Here is a 17,195-nt window from a genome sequence, read left to right as displayed (position 1 = left end):
AACTTCAGTGTTTAGCTCTATAAGTGATTAGTGGCGGAAGTGGCGCATACCAGTAAGTACCATTGCCATGCCAGCTTCGTCTGCTGCGGCAATCACTTCTGCATCACGCATTGAGCCACCTGGCTGAATTACTGCCGTTATGCCAGCGGCTGCAGCTGCGTCAATACCATCACGAAATGGGAAGAATGCATCCGATGCCATAACTGAACCTTTAACTTCAAGGTTTTCATCTGCTGCTTTAATACCGGCAATTTTAGCCGAGTAAACGCGGCTCATTTGGCCCGCGCCTACACCGATTGTCATACCGTCACGGGCATATACAATGGCGTTAGATTTAACAAATTTAGCTACTTTCCAGCAAAATAATAAGTCTTTAAGCTCTTGCTCAGTAGGTTGGCGCTTAGATACAACTTTTAAATCGCCTTGCGTTACCATGCCTAAGTCGCGGTCTTGCACTAAAATACCGCCATTAACGCGTTTAATGTCTTGTCCTGCGGCTTTACCTGTCCACTGTCCACATACTAATAAACGTACGTTTTGTTTAGCCGAAACAATTTTGGCTGCAGCATCAGATACGCTAGGAGCAATAATTACTTCCACAAATTGACGCTCAACAATTGCTTCTGCGGTTGCTGCATCTAACTCTTGGTTAAAGGCAATAATGCCACCAAATGCCGACGTAGGGTCGGTTTTAAAAGCACGTTCATATGCTTCAAGAATATTGCTACCGATAGACACGCCACATGGGTTTGCATGTTTTACGATTACACAGGCTGGTACGTCAAATTCTTTAACACACTCAAGCGCAGCATCGGTATCAGCAATGTTGTTGAAAGATAACGCTTTACCTTGCAGTTGAGTTGCTGTTGCTACTGAAGCTTCAACAATATCGTTTTCAACATAGAAAGCCGCGTCTTGATGCGAGTTTTCGCCGTAGCGCATATCTTGCTTTTTAGTGAACTGCATATTGATAGTGCGTGGGAACTTAGTATCTTCGGCGGCTTCCTCTGTGTAATCAGGAACCATTTTACCGAAGTAATTAGCAATCATGCCATCGTACTGAGCGGTGTGCTCGTAGGCTGCTATAGCAAGGTCAAAACGGGTTTTATAGGTAGTAGAACCCTTGTTGCTTTGCATTTCGCTGATCACGCGGTCGTAGTCGCTGGCGTTTACCACAATAGTAACGTCTTTATGATTTTTAGCCGCTGCGCGAACCATAGTCGGGCCGCCAATATCTATGTTTTCAATAGCATCTTCAAGGCTGCAGTTTTCTTGAGCGACAGTATTCGCAAAGGGGTATAAGTTAACTACAACAATGTCGATAGCAGAAATATTGTTTTCTGCCATTACGCTTTCATCTTGTCCGCGACGCGCTAAAATGCCGCCGTGAATTTTTGGATGAAGTGTTTTTACGCGGCCATCCATGATTTCTGGGTGACCTGTGTGATCTGATACTTCAGTGACTTTTATGCCGTTATCAGCAAGTAGTTTACAGGTACCGCCAGTTGATAAAATATCAACACCTTGCGCTTCTAATGCGCGGGCAAATTCAACTATACCGGTTTTATCAGACACACTTAATAGTGCGCGACGAATGGGACGATGTGTATCCATTGTAGTTTGATTTCCTCAGTTTATGAGCTAGCTTAGAAGCGGGCATTTTAACTGATAACAACTCAAAAAACGACTTATTAAGGGTGAGCATTTTGCAATTAGCACTTGTAGCAATAATGCAGCTCCTTATGGATTAACTAAGGTTAAACCTTATGTTATGCATTTATTACTAGCATAATTGAGTACTTAACCTAAATTATGCTTAAAAGGCAACGCCAATCTACATGAATAATACTAACGCTTAGTGACACCAACCAACTAAAACATGAGCATTTTAGCTTATTAAATAACTAACTCAGTGCGTTGAAAATAGCTGCTAAAGATAGGTTTACTAGCTGGAAATCAGGTTAAATAGCAGGCATAAAAAAAGCACCCTAAGGTGCTTTTATATAAATTAACGGCCATAAATAGCTATTAATTTATACCCTATGTATTGGCTTAGTAAGCATGCTTACCAGTCAATACAAAAAGTATTAGTTCATGCCGTATTTTTTAAGCTTTTTACGTAAAGTACCACGGTTGATACCTAGTAAAATTGCTGCACGTGTTTGGTTACCACGTGTATACGTCATTACTTCTTCCAGTAATGGCGCTTCTAGCTCTGAAAGAACAAGGTCGTAAACGTCTTGCACATCTTGACCGTTAAGCTGCTTTAAATAGTGGTGAACAGCTTTCTTTACTGCGTCACGTAATGGCTGCGGTTTCTCGTGTGCCTGAACATGAGGGTTAGTGATAAATGGAGAAGTCACGTTTTGTTCGAACATTATTTAATCTCTTTCTTTCTTAGTTAGCTGCTAGTGTTTTAAAGTATTGCTCTAATACGTCAACTTGTGTAAGTGGGTTGTCGATCGTATTAAATACTCGCCTAAACTGACCATCACGGTCATGGGTTTGCAAATACCAAGATACATGCTTACGAGCAATTCGCGCTCCCATTGGCTCACCGTAAAACGTATGGAGATTAGTTAAATGCTCCATTAAAATACTGCGCACCTCTGCAATAGCAGGTGGCTGTAAATGCTCTCCGGTTCGCAAATAGTGGTCTATCTCCCTAAATATCCAAGGGCGACCTTGGGCGGCTCGGCCAATCATAATGGCATCTGCACCCGTATAATCTAATACCTGCTTTGCTTTTTCTGGTGATGTAATATCACCGTTTGCAACCACAGGAATCGACACCGAACGTTTAATGTCCCTAATCGTGGCGTACTCAGCTTCACCCTTGTACATACATGCGCGTGTGCGCCCATGTACGGCAAGTGACGCTATGCCATAACGTTCAGCTATTCTCGCAATCTCTACACCATTACGGTTATCCAGATCCCATCCAGTACGGATTTTAAGTGTTACAGGTATATCAACAGCATTAACGACTGCATCAATAATCTCTTCCACAAGTTCAGGAAACTGTAATAAAGCAGAGCCAGCGAGTTTCTTGTTCACTTTTTTTGCTGGGCACCCCATATTGATATCTATGATTTGTGCACCATTAGCAACATTGAATTGTGCGGCCTGTGCCATAAGCTCAGGATCAGCTCCTGCAATTTGCACCGCGCGTATTCCCGACTCACCGCTGTGATCCATACGGTTCATCGATTTTTCGGTTTTCCAAACATCAGGATTCGATGATAACATTTCAGACACAGCAAGCCCCGCACCTAAGCGGCGACAAAGTTGTCTAAATGGTCTATCTGTAATACCGGCCATAGGCGCGACAATTACGTTATTCTCAAGTTGGTATTTACCGATACGCACTATATTCAATAGGCCTCTTTTCAAGGGGCGCTAAGTTTACGGTTTTTTTAGCAAAAATCAAAGGCTATAAATTGAACAAAAGTAACTTTTTTTTGCCCTTTTCGTATTGACATTTGATAACCGTATGACAAAGCGGTTTATTTGTTTGAAATTTAAGCAGCTTTTATTTTTAGTATAAAATAGAGATAAATTTTATTTTGTAAATAAATGGTAAAGCCTGTTAAATACAGGCTTCAGATGCTTGTTTTAAGTAAAAGCTCTAAATAGCGTTGGGCAGTGCTTATGCTTTTTTAGTGCCACTTACACGGGTCCAATCACCTTCAATAGCAATGTCGTCCAGCTCAATAAAGGGGGCATAAACATCGGCAACCGATTGCGCTTGCTCGGTTAAAATTCCCGACATAGCTATTTTGCCACCGGGTTTTAATAACCCTAAAATAACACTATGTAGTTCACGTAACGGTTGCGCTAAAATATTAGCAACGACTATATCGGCACTAAATTCAGGTTGGTTTTCTGGCAGGTATACTTCTAATTTGTCGGCAACACCATTACGGTTAGCATTATCTAAGCTCGCTTCTAGTGCTTGCGGGTCTATATCTATACCAATCATGCGCTCTGCGCCAAGCTTAATAGCAGCAATACCCAAAATGCCCGAGCCACAACCAAAATCAACCACAGTTTTACCGGTTAAATCTTGGCTTTCTAGCCATTTTAAACACAATGCGGTAGTAGCGTGAGTGCCGGTACCAAATGCAAGGCCTGGGTCGAGTAATACGTTTACTGCATCTGGATCAGGAATATCGCGCCAGCTTGGGCAAATCCAAAGTCTTTCGCCAAATTGGATCGGGTGAAAGTTATCCATCCACTCACGTTCCCAATCTTTGTCTTCAAGTTGTTCTATTTTATATGTTAGATTTTGCGCAACTGATTTATCTGCGTTTAACAGCGCTACAACGCTATCCATATCGTGATTAGCATCAAATAAGCCTATTACCGTAGTATCGGCCCAAAATTGCACAGTGCCTATTTTAGGCTCATAGATAGGCGTGTCTTTGGCGTCAATAAAAGTAACCGATGCACTACCAGCTTCAACTAGTAGATCACTAATTAAATCAGCGTTATCAGCGTTGGCGTTAATACGAATTTGGATCCAAGCCATGTTTATTTCCAGATAAAGGGGGTAAATAGAAAAAAGGCCGCAAGAGCGGCCTTTTTAGTTTTAATATGTATTAGCCGCTTATTATTTAGCGTCTAAAAAGCTTTTCAGTAAATCAGAGCGAGAAGGGTGACGTAATTTACGCAGCGCCTTTGCTTCTATTTGACGAATACGTTCACGTGTTACGTCAAACTGCTTACCTACTTCTTCTAAGGTGTGGTCGGTATTCATATCAATACCAAAACGCATACGCAGTACTTTAGCTTCACGGGCTGTTAGGCCAGCAAGTACGTCGTTAGTTGCGCCACGAAGCGACTCCATAGTTGCCGAATCAATTGGCGAATCAATGGTTGTATCTTCGATAAAGTCACCTAAATGCGAATCTTCATCATCACCAATCGGTGTTTCCATCGAAATTGGTTCTTTAGCAATTTTAAGTACCTTACGAACTTTGTCTTCAGGCATCATCATGCGTTCAGCTAATTCTTCTGGATTTGGCTCACGGCCCATTTCTTGTAACATTTGACGTGAAATACGGTTAAGTTTATTAATCGTTTCAATCATATGTACCGGAATACGGATCGTTCTTGCTTGGTCAGCAATAGAGCGCGTAATTGCTTGGCGTATCCACCATGTAGCATAAGTCGAAAACTTATAACCACGGCGATATTCAAACTTATCAACGGCTTTCATCAAACCAATATTACCTTCTTGAATTAAATCCAAGAACTGTAAACCACGGTTTGTATATTTTTTAGCAATTGAAATTACCAAACGTAAGTTAGCTTCAACCATCTCTTTTTTCGCACGGCGAGCTTTAGCTTCACCAATACTCATACGACGGTTTATGTCTTTTATACGCTCAATATTTAAGCCAGTGCTACTTTCAATAACACGTAATTTATTCAGACTACGAATGATCTCAGGCTTAACTTCTTCAAGTTTTGCCGAGTACTTTTCGTTAGCTGCAATTTCTAAATCAACCCAAGTAGCATCCGTTTCGTTATTAGCAAAGTGCTTAACAAACGTTTTCTTTGGTAACTTAGCAATTTGTACTGCTTGTTTCATGATAAGACGTTCTTGAACGCGAACTCTGTCCATCATTTCACGCATGTTATTAACCATGCGATCAAATTGCTTAGGTATTAATTTAAAGGTTTTGAATAACTCACCAATTTCAAATATAGCGGCAAGAGAATCTGGGTGCGAGCGACCTTTAGCTTCAAACGTTTCACGTGCTTTATTATATAAATCACGTAAGTTTTCAAAATGAACACGTGCTTCTTCAGGATCTGGCCCTGTGTCTACTTCTTCTTCGTCTTCATCATCTTCGTCGCTGTCGTCATCGTCTTTATCGTCGTCATTAAGTTGTTTTGCACTTAATTCTGAACCAATATTAGTTGCCGAAATTGGCGCTGTGTCTTCATTAGGATCAATAAAGCCAACGATAATATCGCTAAGGCGCATTTCTTCTGCTTCAAACTTATCCCACTGCTCGAGTAGGTAAGTAATTGCTTCAGGGTATTCAGCAACCGAAATTTGTACTTGGTTAATGCCTTCTTCAATACGCTTAGCGATTACAATTTCGCCTTCACGGGTCAGAAGTTCAACAGTACCCATTTCACGCATGTACATGCGTACCGGATCCGTTGTGCGGCCGATCTCTTTTTCTACGGTCGCAAGGGCTGCAGCGGCAGCTTCAGCTGCGTCTTCGTCTGTCGTTGTTTCTTGCATCATTAGTTCATCGGCATCTGGCGCGTTTTCGCTAACCTTGATACCCATGTCATTAATCATGCTAATGATATCTTCTACTTGATCTGAGTCTATAATATCTTGTGGAAGGTGATCATTTACTTCTGCAAAAGTTAAGTAGCCTTGCTCTTTACCTTTTAGAATCAGAAGTTTTAATTGTGACTGAGGAGTTGGATCCATAGAGATTTTTTCTTCCACTCTGATAAGTTGATACAACAGGCGCCATCATGTAGTTTGCCTTAAAGCTAAACTAGAATAATGTGACGCAGTGAATAGCGTAGTATAACAGTTTAAATCAAATTTGACTAGCTGTTAGTCGCTTTTAACGCTGTCATTAACAAATGACATTCAAGTCTTTCATCGCTATTTAGACCTTGCGTCTTATCCTTTATTAATAGGGTCTCTAGTCGATAATTTAAACACTGATCTTCAATAAATTTAAAAGTATTTTGAAAAACAGTCTCTAAACGTTCTTCATTTATTTGATGTTGCCACGTTGCCAGCTTAGTTAGCGGGTCATAATCGTCAGTGCCTCTAAAAAATTCGAGCAACTGCGCTGTGGTAACATCTTCTTTTTGCAACGCTTGATGTTGTAAGCGTAGTAGCAAACCAATGCCGGCAATATTCATTTGTGCTAAATCGGGCAAATAGGGCACGCTTTTCGCCATTTGCGGGTGTTGAATTAAAATACCGATTGCTTGGCGCATGGGGGTTATTTTAAATTTTCGTTCAATAGAATGCTGTTGCTTGGGGGTTTTTAAGCGATTATTAAGCTGCTCACGAGTACGGCCAATTAATCGCCCGAGCTGCTCAAGAATATTTTCTTGATAAAACTCACTAGGAATTTTTTCAATTAATGGCAATGCGGCACTAAGTAACTTGGCTTTACCCGAATCAAGCGTTAAATCTATTTCAAGGCTGAGCTTATTGAATAACACTTTAGTGAAATCATCGGCTGCATTTAATCTTTGTTCAAACTTATCTTTACCTTCGGCTTGTACTAAGGAATCGGGGTCTTCGCCGTCGGGTAAAAATACAAAGTTTAATGCTTTACCATCATTTAAATAAGGCAGTGCGTTTTCGAGCGCACGCCAAGCTGCATCACGCCCTGCACGGTCACCATCGTAACAACAAATTACTTTATCTGTTGTTCTAAATAGAGTGTGCATATGCTCACTGGTTGTTGCTGTCCCAAGTGCTGCAACGGCATATTCAATACCTTGCTCTGCCAGCGCCACCACATCCATATAACCTTCAACAATCAGTACATGGTCGAGCTTTTTATGTGCTTGTTTAGCTTCATATAAACCATAGAGTTCAAAGCCTTTATGAAAAATACGTGTCTCTGGCGAGTTTAAATATTTAGGGCCTTGATCGGCTTGCATTACGCGCCCACCAAAGGCAACAACGCGGCCACGTTTATCGCGAATAGGGAACATTAAACGATCGCGAAAAAAGTCAAACTGTCTGCCAGGTGTTTTTTCTGAGGCGAGTTTTAGCTCTACCAATTGCTCTTTTTGTTCTTTGTTACGGCCAAGCTGTAGGCACAAACCATCCCATTCACTTGGTGCATAACCTATCATGAACTTTTTAACTATTTCGCCGCTTAAGCCCCGGCCTTTAACATATTCAATAACAGCGGCAGAATTACTATGGTGCTTTAACTGGTGTTGATAAAACCTTGCAGTATGGAGCATTAAATCGTAATCAGAGCGTTTTTGCGCTGCAGTACGCTCAGGTGCAGAACCGCTACCTTGCTCACGGGGAACTTCTAAATTAAGTAAACTTGCAAGCTCTTCAATAGCATCAACAAACTCAAGTTTTTCGTATTCCATAACAAACGAAATAGCATTACCGTTAACGCCACAGCCAAAGCAGTGATAAAACTGTTTATCTTGGGAGACGGTGAACGAAGGCGATTTTTCGTTATGAAATGGGCAGCAAGCTTGGTAGTCTTTACCGGCTTTTTTAAGACCTACTTTTGAGTCTATCAGGTCGACAATATCGGTTCTGGCAAGCAAGTCATCTATAAAATTACGTGGGATCTTTCCAGCCATTAGTAAAATAACGTCCTGAGATAATTAGAATAACAATGAAAGCGAGATTAAGTTTATAACCCTACAAATAAAATCAAACGATTTTATACGCATATATTAATTGCTATTAAATAGGGCGGGTGCAAATAGCACGTTTGTAGATTTGAACACAAATCGGATACAAAAACAAAGAAACCGAGCTCTAGGCTCGGTTTACTTCAATCATACTTAATGTATGTGGGAGTACTAGGCTGTTAATCGTTGCTTAATTAAACCAGAGATTTTGCCCATATCGGCGCGACCTTCAGCTTTGCTTTTGATTATACCCATTACTTTACCCATGTCTTGCATACCTGCTGCGTTAGTGTCAGCAATAGCCGCATCAATGAGAGCAATTATTTCTTCTTCACTCAATTTTTGAGGTAAGAAAGTTTCAAGTGCTACTATTTCATTGGCTTCAATATCAGCTAAATCATCACGCCCAGCATCTTTGTACTGAGTGTAAGAGTCACGACGTTGTTTAACAAGCTTCACTATAACGGAGGTAATACCTGCGTCGTCTAGTGTTATTTGCTCGTCTTTTTCACGTTTCATGACTTCAGCAAGTACCATGCGAATAGGGTTAAGACGTAATTTGTCTTTGGCTCTCATCGCATCTTTTTGCGCATCTTTTAGCGTTATTAAAAGGCTCATTTATACAAGACCTAATATATTAGTATAATTTAACGCGACGTGCGTTATCACGAGAAAGTTTTTTCATGTGACGTTTTACTGCAGCAGCTTTTTTACGCTTACGCTCAGCTGTTGGTTTTTCATAGTGCTCGCGACGACGAACTTCTGAAAGGATTCCTGCTTTTTCACATGAACGCTTGAAGCGACGAAGTGCTACGTCAAACGGTTCGTTCTCTCTTACTTTAATTACTGGCATTAAAAATTCACCTACCTAAATTATGAGCGTTGCTCAAGTTGATCAAACATTGATCAAGTGGTTCAAAAATGGTGCGGTATTGTAATCCGAAGCAACACCACATGTAAAGGATAATATTAACAGAAAGCTGGCATCTAAAACAGTGTTAATTTACTTGGCGTTGATACAAACGACAAAAAACTTGCCCAGCCTTTTTTTCTTTAATTAACAACCAGTTGATTGGTGCAGTAAAGGTGCTTAACTCGCTTTCTACCTCAATGTAAATTAAAGCGTCACTGCTTAGCCATTGATTGTTTTCTAGTAAATCAGCGCTCGATTGTGCCAAGTTTTTACGAAATGGCGGGTCAACAAAAACTAGATTAAATGGCTCATTACTATTAATTTGCTCTAAAAATGCCAGTGTATTGGTATGTTTTACGTGTGCGTTTTGCAGCTTTAAAGTGCTAATGTTTAGCTCAATTTGCTTTGCTGCGGCAGCGTCAAGTTCAACAAAAGTAGCGCTTTTAGCAAATCGCGACAGTGCCTCAAAACCTAAACCGCCAGAACCAGCAAAACAGTCGAGCACATTTGCCTCTCGGGTATCTTGCATTAACCAATTAAACACTGTTTCTTTTATACGATCGGTTGTTGGGCGCAGCCCTTGTACGTCTTTAACGGGCAGCTTTCGGCCTCTAAATTGGCCACTGATCACTCTAATAAAGCCATCGCTGGATTTGCTAGTTACTTTATTTTGTGTTGTTTTTTTTCTCATTTAGCTCACTAAAAATTGGTATCTGCTATCTAGCTCAGATAATATTGCAATCATATCATAGCGTATTATTTTTCAACTGCATTAAAAGTGGTAGTATAAGCATCCTAGACAATAGATTGTGCCTTTAAACAGTTTAAAATAGCAGTTAACGCACATACTATTATTATCGTTAGTTTATCAGAATTTTATAAGTGGTTATTAGCAAGTATGGCAAAAAAAAGTAAATTACTGTCTTGGTTAGGTTTTGGTAAGTCAGATAAAAAACAACAAGCGGAACAAAGTGCCCAGGAGGCCGATAACCAACAGCAAGCGCGCTTAGCAGCAGAAAAAGCTAAAGCAGAGCATTTAGAGCAACAGCGACTGGTCGCTGAAAAAGCGGAGCAAGAGGCTGCAGAAAAAATAGCAGCGGAGCAAGTCCAAAAAGAGCAAGCCGAAAAGCTAGCGATTGAAAAAGCCAATGCAGAGTTACTCGCAAAACAGCAAGCCGATGCTCATGCATTAAAGCTAGAGCAACAGCAGCGTTTAGCAGAGCAAGAAGCGCAGATGCGCCTTGAGCAAGAAAAAGCAGCAGCAGAACAAGCAGAGGCTGAGCGTTTAGAGCAAGCACGTATTGTAGCAGAGCAAGCAGAAGCTGAGAATTTAGAGCAGCAAAAGCTTGCAGCCGAGCAAGCACAGAGAGAGCAAGCCGAAAAGCTAGCGATTGAAAAAGCCAATGCTGAGTTACTCGCAAAACAGCAAGCCGATGCTCATGCATTACAGCTAGAGCAACAGCAGCGTTTAGCAGAGCAAGCTGAAACTGAGTATTTAGAGCAGCAAAAACTTGCAGCCGAGCAAGCACAGAGAGAGCAAGCTGAAAAGCTAGCGATTGAAAAAGCCAATGCTGAGTTACTCGCAAAACAGCAAGCCGATGCTCATGCATTACAGTTAGAGCAACAGCAGCGTTTAGCAGAGCAAGAAGCGCAGATGCGCCTTGATCAAGAAAAAGCAGCAGCGGAAAAGGCTGAAGCTGAACGCTTAGAGCAAGTACGTATTGCAGCAGAGCAAGCAGAAGCTGAGCGATTAGAACAGCAACGTATTGCAGCAGAGCAAGCAGAAGCTGAGCGTTTAGAACAAGCACGAATTGCAGCAGAGCAAGCAGAAGCTGAGCGATTAGAACAACAGCGTATTGCAGCTGAACAAGCAGAAGCTGAGCGTTTAGAGCAAGCACGAATTGCAGCAGAGCAAGCAGAAGCTGAGCGTTTAGAGCAAGCACGAATTGCAGCAGAGCAAGCAGAAGCTGAACGTTTAGAGCAAGTACGTATTGCAGCAGAGCAAGCAGAAGCTGAGCGTTTAGAACAAGCGCGTGTTGCAGCTGAACAAGCAGAGGCTGAGCGCTTAGAGCAGCAGCGTATTGCAGATGAACTTGCAAGCGAAGCAACTCAAAAAGTAGAGAAACCTAAAAAAGAAGGTTTTTTCTCTCGCCTTAAAAAAGGTTTATTAAAAACTCGCGTTAATATTGGTTCTGGTTTTGCTTCCATATTTAGCGGTAAAAAAATAGACGATGATTTATTTGAAGAGCTAGAAACGCAATTACTCACCGCCGATTTAGGCGTTGATACCACAATGAAGTTAATAGACCGCCTAACTGATGCGGCAAACCGTAAGCAATTAAAAGACGGTGACGCACTTTATGAGCTAATGAAACAAGAAATGGCCGTAATGCTTAAAACTGCAGAGCAGCCGTTGGTTATTCCAGCCGATAAAAAACCATTTGTTATATTAATGGTAGGTGTTAACGGTGTAGGTAAAACGACGACCATTGGTAAATTGGCTAAGCAATTTCAAAGCGAAGGCAAGTCGGTCATGCTTGCTGCGGGTGATACATTTAGAGCCGCAGCGGTTGAGCAACTACAAGTATGGGGCGAACGTAATAGTATTCCTGTTATTGCACAGCATACTGGTGCTGACAGTGCGTCTGTTATTTTTGATGCTTTTCAAGCGGCAAAAGCGCGTAACGTTGACGTATTAATCGCAGATACAGCAGGGCGCTTGCAAAATAAAGACAATTTAATGCAAGAGCTTGAAAAAATAGCGCGAGTAATGAAAAAAATTGATCCTGATGCGCCGCACGAAGTAATGTTAACTATTGATGCAGGCACAGGGCAAAATGCGATTAGCCAGGTAAACTTGTTTAATCAATGCGTTGGTTTAACCGGTATTACTCTTTCAAAACTAGATGGCACGGCAAAAGGCGGTGTTATTTTTGCGGTAGCAGATAAGTTTAACATTCCAATTCGCTATATTGGTGTGGGTGAAAGTATTGATGATTTACGTGCCTTTAAAAGCGATGACTTTATTGATGCGCTATTTAGCCAAGATGAAGACGACGCTTAAAGCTTAGCAAGCTATTAGTACAAGCGTTGAAAAGTGATCAGCGCGACGTTCATAAAGTGAAAGCTTCACCCAAATGGTCATGTTTGTACTTTGATTTTCCGGTTCTGTAGGTGTGGTTTATAACACACCTTTAAAAGGTGGAACTTTTATTTACCAAAAGAGGGAGCTTGCTCCCTTTTTAATTGCGAGGAATACCAGCTTTATTGATGTTTAATAGTGTTGGCATAATAAAAAATGATAAATTTTCAGCAAGTAAGTAAAACCTATCCAGGCGGGCATCGCGCTCTTGAAAAAGTTAATTTTCATATTAAACCTGGTGAACTCGCGTTTTTAACCGGCCACAGTGGCGCGGGTAAAAGTACGCTGTTAAAGCTAATTAGCTTAATGGAACGCCCTTCTGCTGGAAGTGTGTTTATTAACGGTATCGATTTAAACAAAGTAAACTCACGGCAAATTCCTTATGCCCGTCGCGACATCGGCATTATATTTCAAAACCACCGCTTATTAGAGCGCTACACTATATTTGATAACGTAGCACTGCCCTTGATCATTGAAGGCACACACCATAAGCAAATTGCAAAGCGTGTGCATGGCGCGCTTGATAAGGTTGGCTTGATTGATAAAATTAAATGCCACCCATCTATGCTCTCTGGTGGCGAGCAGCAGCGTGTGGGTATTGCCCGCGCAATTGTTAACTCCCCGCCAATATTATTAGCAGATGAACCTACGGGTAACCTAGATCCTGAGCTTTCAATGGAAATATTACGTCTTTTTGAAGAGTTTAATAACCATGGGACAACCGTACTTATTGCTACCCACGATCTAGGATTAGTGGCCCGGATGAAGTATCGCAGCTTAACCCTAAAAGATGGTCGTATGATTCAAGATCCGTTAGCCGAGGGCGCATTATGAGTTTACTTTTTAAAAGTCGTCAAAATAGTAACGATAAACAAAAAAAATCAGTATTTGCTGGCGGTTATTTTTTTATTATTAATATTTTTCGCCAAGGCGTACATAGCTTAGGTGAAATGTGGCGTACACCTCTAGCGTCGTTAATGACTATTGCAGTACTGGGTTTGAGCTTAACCTTGCCAGCTAGCTTATACTTAGTGGTTAAAAATGTGCAACAGGTAAGCAGTGGCTTTGAAGAGGCCAGCGAAATTTCTTTGTTCGTAAAAGAAAGCATGAACGAGCAAGAAACCCAAACCTTAGTAAAGCGCTTAGCACTCTACCCAGAAGTGGAAAGCGTGACCTTTATTTCTAAGCAGCAAGCTCTACAAGAGTTTAAGCAAGTATCTGGATTTGGTCAGGCGTTAAGCTATTTAAATAGCAATCCGTTACCCGATGTTGTGCTCGTTATACCAACATCGCGACACAGACAACCTAATGCCGCAAAAGTACTTTTAACTAAGCTTGAAAGTGAGCGAGAAGTTGATTTTGGCAAGCTCGACATAGCTTGGCTTGAGCGCCTAAATGCATTGCTAAGCCTATTAAAAGAAAGTGTTATTACCATTGCGCTGCTATTGCTTACCTCGGTAACGCTAATAATAGGTAACACTATTCGTTTGTCTATTATGGATAAAAAAGAAGAAATACAAGTAATGAAGCTGGTAGGCGCTACTAATACTTTTATTCACGCCCCCTTTTTATGGACCGGAATATGGTATGGCGTTATAGGCGGGTTATTTGCATTTATATGTGTGGCGCTAATGATGTGGTGGCTATCAACTGCCGTTAGTAGTGTGGCAAGCGTTTACCAAACTAGTTTTTCTTTAATTGGTTTAACCTTAAAAGAATTTGGCTCGCTGGTACTGCTTGCTACTAGCTTAGGGTTTATTGGTTCGTACTTATCGGTTAATCGTTATATAAAAGAAATTGAGCCAGATAAAGTCTGACATAAAATGGTCACATTTTTATATTATTCTTTTTAAAGCAGTTTTTATAAAAGTGCTTTAAAGCTATAGCAGGCTTAATTCATCACTTATTCAGTCGCTTAGCGTAGACTTAAAAAATACAAAAAACCACTTGATTTATACTTAAGAAAAGTTTTAAATTGGGGTTAGCACTCTTAGGTAAAGAGTGCTAAGATGGTTTCAAATGTTTATCACCGAGGTGAAAAATGAGTAAAGATTTATACGCAATGGCACTTACAGTTGGACAGCAAAGCGCAAGCATGGACGGTTACCTTCAAGCGGTAAGCACTATTCCTATGCTTAAAGTAGAGCAAGAACAAGAGCTGGCAACACGTCTTCAGGAAGAAGGTGATCTTAGTGCTGCAAAGCAACTCATTATGTCGCACTTACGCTTTGTAGCGCATATTGCAAAAGGCTACTCGGGTTATGGCTTGCCACAAGCAGATTTAATCCAAGAAGGTAATATTGGCCTGATGAAAGCGGTAAAGCGTTTCAACCCAGAAGTGGGTGTGCGTTTAGTATCGTTTGCAGTGCATTGGATTAAAGCAGAAATTCATGAGTTTGTACTTAAAAACTGGCGCATCGTAAAAGTTGCTACCACTAAAGCACAGCGTAAATTGTTTTTTAACCTTCGTAAAAATAAAAAACGTTTAGGTTGGTTTAACCAAGCAGAAGTTAGCACAGTAGCTAGCGAGCTAGGTGTGAGTGAAAAAGAAGTACGTGAAATGGAATCGCGCATGAGCGGCCAAGACATGGGCTTTGACCTTACAGGTGATGACGACGACAGCGCACCAAGCAGCACCTATTCACCAGTACAGTATTTAACTGATGGCACTGCTGACTTAGCTGACGATATTGAGCAGCAACAATGGCAAGAACAATCACATACTCGTTTGTTTAGCGCTCTTAAAACGCTAGATGAACGCTCGCAAGACATTGTAAGCGCACGTTGGTTAACCGACGATAAAGCAACGCTACAAGAACTTGCTGAAAAATACAGTGTATCGGCTGAGCGTGTTCGCCAGTTAGAAAAAACAGCGATGAAAAAGCTACAAGCTGCAATGGTGTAAACCTAACCATTTAGCTAACAAAAAAAAGCCCCGCATATAAAATGCGGGGTTTTTTTGTTTGTTTCACGATATTTACTTAAAATTTTATTAGCACTCAATGCGGCTATTGAAGCTGCTCGTGCCGGTGAGCACGGTCGCGGCTTTGCCGTTGTTGCCGATGAAGTACGCGTTCTATCTCGCCGCACTCAAGAGTCTACTGCTGAAATTTATACTACTATCGAAACTTTACAAAACACGACTAAGCAGGCTGTTAGTTTAATGGATAGTAGTAAAAGGTTAGCTAATAATAGTGTTGATGACGTTAATGCTGCAGCGAAAGCCCTCGAAGAAATTACTCAAGCGGTTAATATAATTTCTGATATGGCAGGACAAATAGCCATAGCAGCCGAAGAACAAACACAAGTAACAAATGAAATAACGCAAAATACGGTTGCTATAAAAGATGTTACTGATGAGATCACTGAGTCGGCTTTGACCCATTTAAGCCAAGCAAAAGTACTTAAAGATCGCGCTGCTGATTTGAGTGATAAGGTGGCTACTTTTATTTTATAAGCGTGAATAATTACTCTACTGCAGCCTTATTAGTAGGCAGTAGAGTGATAGTCATATTTCTTCTCTTTCGCCTAAGTGAGCTACCCAGCGACATAGCTTCGCTCTGAACTCTGGGTTTTCCTCGATAAAAAGTCACTTTAATAAGTTCGACTTCTATTAATTTAGTAGTAGACCTTTAACCCTTAATATTATTTTTAGTTGCTTCGCTATACCACAGCTCCATAAAGCATTCAGTTAACTTATGTTCTATTTCAAGTGCTTTATCGGTTGGGCAAAATAGGGTGAAGCTTGCTCTAAATTCTCCTAACTCAGTAGTACCAAAGTGAATTTCGGGTTCTGGGCCTGAAATTTTTGCATCTAATTTTCTTTCGATAATAGAGTTATACCGGCTCGCCACTTCTTCAAACTCTTCGCAGTAATGCTTGGCTTTATTACGAAGAGTTTCGTAAATAGGGTACGGATTAAAGCTGTCTTTACGCACAATATTAAAATGATGAGTAGCAAAGCGTTTAACAAAGTTTAAGTTTTTTATTGGGCTGGTAATTAATTTGTTATTAGGAATAAATATTGTTTTTCTAGAGAATTGATAAGTTCGCATATCAATTTCATGTAAGGTGGTTTTAATCCAGTTGGTCTCTGCTACTTCGCCATAATATTCACCAACTTGTACCCAGTCGCCAATTCTAAATGGGCGGGTTGTTACTAAGTAAAAAAAGCCAATTACACATTGAATAAACTCTCTAGTGGCAAGCACAATAGCAACGGCAAAAGCGGCTATAGACAGTGCAAAGTTTTGAATTTCAGTCGACCATATAAACAGCAGTAACAAAACCATAGTAAAGTTAATAAAGTGCTTAATATTGTGTGCAATGTAGCGAGTATCTTTTTCTTTTTTTTCTGCTCTATATCGCGCCAACTTATCAACAAGTACTTTTAAACTAAATGCGATAGTGAGCACCACCACTGAGATAAGAACTGGGTGTAGTAGTATATCTTTGATCATAAATTCCAAAATACGAGTAATTGCAAACAAGCTTAGTATATTGATTTATGAAACCAATTAGCAAACTTAACCTCAAAAAAATTAAGTTGGGTTAGTCAGTTACTCCATTGCCAACATGGTGATGCTGTTTATTAAGCTGTTTACGACACAAAAGTACAAGCTCAATAGCTGAAATTAAAATTAAAGTATAACCAAGTGTTTCTATCCCTTCTTCTACCCAATAGCGCCAAGTGCTCCATCTAAATCTAATGAGCCAAAGCGAGTTAATTTAGGTGGTGGTGAAAGGCGC

The 17,195-nt window shown here is 40.7% G+C and carries 14 protein-coding genes and 1 pseudogene; 5 read left to right on the top strand and 10 right to left on the bottom strand.

The genetic code is table 11. The features are described from left to right. Positions 1–27: 27 nt before the first annotated feature. From purH to rsmD, 9 genes are all read right to left on the bottom strand, one after another. On the bottom strand, positions 28–1,614 hold the full coding sequence (gene purH, locus AAEZ18_RS16060) for a bifunctional phosphoribosylaminoimidazolecarboxamide formyltransferase/IMP cyclohydrolase (RefSeq protein WP_086996647.1): 1,587 nt from the start codon (positions 1,612–1,614) through the stop codon (positions 28–30). Positions 1,615–2,087: 473 nt separating this feature from the next. Next, positions 2,088–2,378, bottom strand: a complete 291-nt coding sequence (gene fis / locus AAEZ18_RS16055) for a DNA-binding transcriptional regulator Fis (RefSeq protein WP_011327058.1) — start codon at positions 2,376–2,378, stop codon at positions 2,088–2,090. A gap of 19 nt (positions 2,379–2,397) precedes the next feature. After that, positions 2,398–3,369 carry a tRNA dihydrouridine synthase DusB gene (dusB, locus tag AAEZ18_RS16050; RefSeq protein ID WP_172459251.1) on the bottom strand — a complete coding sequence of 324 codons (972 nt, stop codon included), beginning with the start codon at positions 3,367–3,369 and terminating at the stop codon, positions 2,398–2,400. 280 nt (positions 3,370–3,649) lie between these two features. Continuing rightward, positions 3,650–4,531 (bottom strand): 50S ribosomal protein L11 methyltransferase, encoded by an 882-nt coding sequence (gene prmA, locus AAEZ18_RS16045; RefSeq protein ID WP_089367657.1) that lies wholly within the window; start codon positions 4,529–4,531, stop codon positions 3,650–3,652. Positions 4,532–4,612: 81 nt separating this feature from the next. Further along, positions 4,613–6,460, bottom strand: coding sequence for an RNA polymerase sigma factor RpoD (rpoD, locus tag AAEZ18_RS16040; protein WP_011327061.1), 1,848 nt, complete (start codon positions 6,458–6,460; stop codon positions 4,613–4,615). Between the two features lie 125 nt (positions 6,461–6,585). Then, positions 6,586–8,337 carry a DNA primase gene (gene dnaG / locus AAEZ18_RS16035; RefSeq protein ID WP_011327062.1) on the bottom strand — a complete coding sequence of 584 codons (1,752 nt, stop codon included), beginning with the start codon at positions 8,335–8,337 and terminating at the stop codon, positions 6,586–6,588. A 225-nt stretch (positions 8,338–8,562) separates the two neighbouring features. After that, a complete protein-coding gene (locus AAEZ18_RS16030) occupies positions 8,563–9,009 on the bottom strand; it encodes a GatB/YqeY domain-containing protein (protein ID WP_041454325.1) in 447 nt (148 codons plus the stop codon). A 19-nt stretch (positions 9,010–9,028) separates the two neighbouring features. Further along, positions 9,029–9,244 (bottom strand): 30S ribosomal protein S21, encoded by a 216-nt coding sequence (gene rpsU, locus AAEZ18_RS16025; RefSeq protein ID WP_002957797.1) that lies wholly within the window; start codon positions 9,242–9,244, stop codon positions 9,029–9,031. A 145-nt stretch (positions 9,245–9,389) separates the two neighbouring features. Continuing rightward, positions 9,390–9,995, bottom strand: a complete 606-nt coding sequence (gene rsmD / locus AAEZ18_RS16020; protein ID WP_011327064.1) for a 16S rRNA (guanine(966)-N(2))-methyltransferase RsmD — start codon at positions 9,993–9,995, stop codon at positions 9,390–9,392. Positions 9,996–10,202: 207 nt separating this feature from the next. Here rsmD and ftsY point away from each other — a divergent pair, with 207 nt between their 5' ends. The 5 genes and pseudogenes from ftsY to AAEZ18_RS15995 form a co-directional block, all read left to right on the top strand. After that, complete coding sequence (ftsY, locus tag AAEZ18_RS16015) at positions 10,203–12,368, top strand: signal recognition particle-docking protein FtsY (RefSeq protein WP_089367658.1); 2,166 nt, start codon at positions 10,203–10,205, stop codon at positions 12,366–12,368. 234 nt (positions 12,369–12,602) lie between these two features. After that, complete coding sequence (ftsE, locus tag AAEZ18_RS16010) at positions 12,603–13,280, top strand: cell division ATP-binding protein FtsE (protein ID WP_058372450.1); 678 nt, start codon at positions 12,603–12,605, stop codon at positions 13,278–13,280. Next, a complete protein-coding gene (gene ftsX, locus AAEZ18_RS16005) occupies positions 13,277–14,263 on the top strand; it encodes a permease-like cell division protein FtsX (RefSeq protein ID WP_011327067.1) in 987 nt (328 codons plus the stop codon). Before ftsE ends, ftsX begins: the two co-directional genes overlap by 4 nt. Before the next feature lie 224 nt (positions 14,264–14,487). Then, a complete protein-coding gene (rpoH, locus tag AAEZ18_RS16000) occupies positions 14,488–15,351 on the top strand; it encodes an RNA polymerase sigma factor RpoH (protein WP_011327068.1) in 864 nt (287 codons plus the stop codon). Positions 15,352–15,435: 84 nt separating this feature from the next. Next, positions 15,436–15,903 (top strand): annotated as a pseudogene (locus AAEZ18_RS15995) (methyl-accepting chemotaxis protein); the annotation flags it as partial. Between the two features lie 175 nt (positions 15,904–16,078). Here AAEZ18_RS15995 and AAEZ18_RS15990 read toward each other — a convergent pair. Continuing rightward, on the bottom strand, positions 16,079–16,906 hold the full coding sequence (locus AAEZ18_RS15990; protein WP_089367659.1) for a mechanosensitive ion channel family protein: 828 nt from the start codon (positions 16,904–16,906) through the stop codon (positions 16,079–16,081). Positions 16,907–17,195: the final 289 nt, after the last annotated feature.

This window comes from Pseudoalteromonas sp. 19-MNA-CIBAN-0066 (assembly GCF_040308705.1).
In the GTDB taxonomy this organism is placed as follows: Bacteria; Pseudomonadota; Gammaproteobacteria; order Enterobacterales; family Alteromonadaceae; genus Pseudoalteromonas; species Pseudoalteromonas nigrifaciens.
The sequence above is the reverse complement of the archived record's forward strand: the minus strand, read 5'-3'. Positions and strand labels throughout refer to the sequence as shown.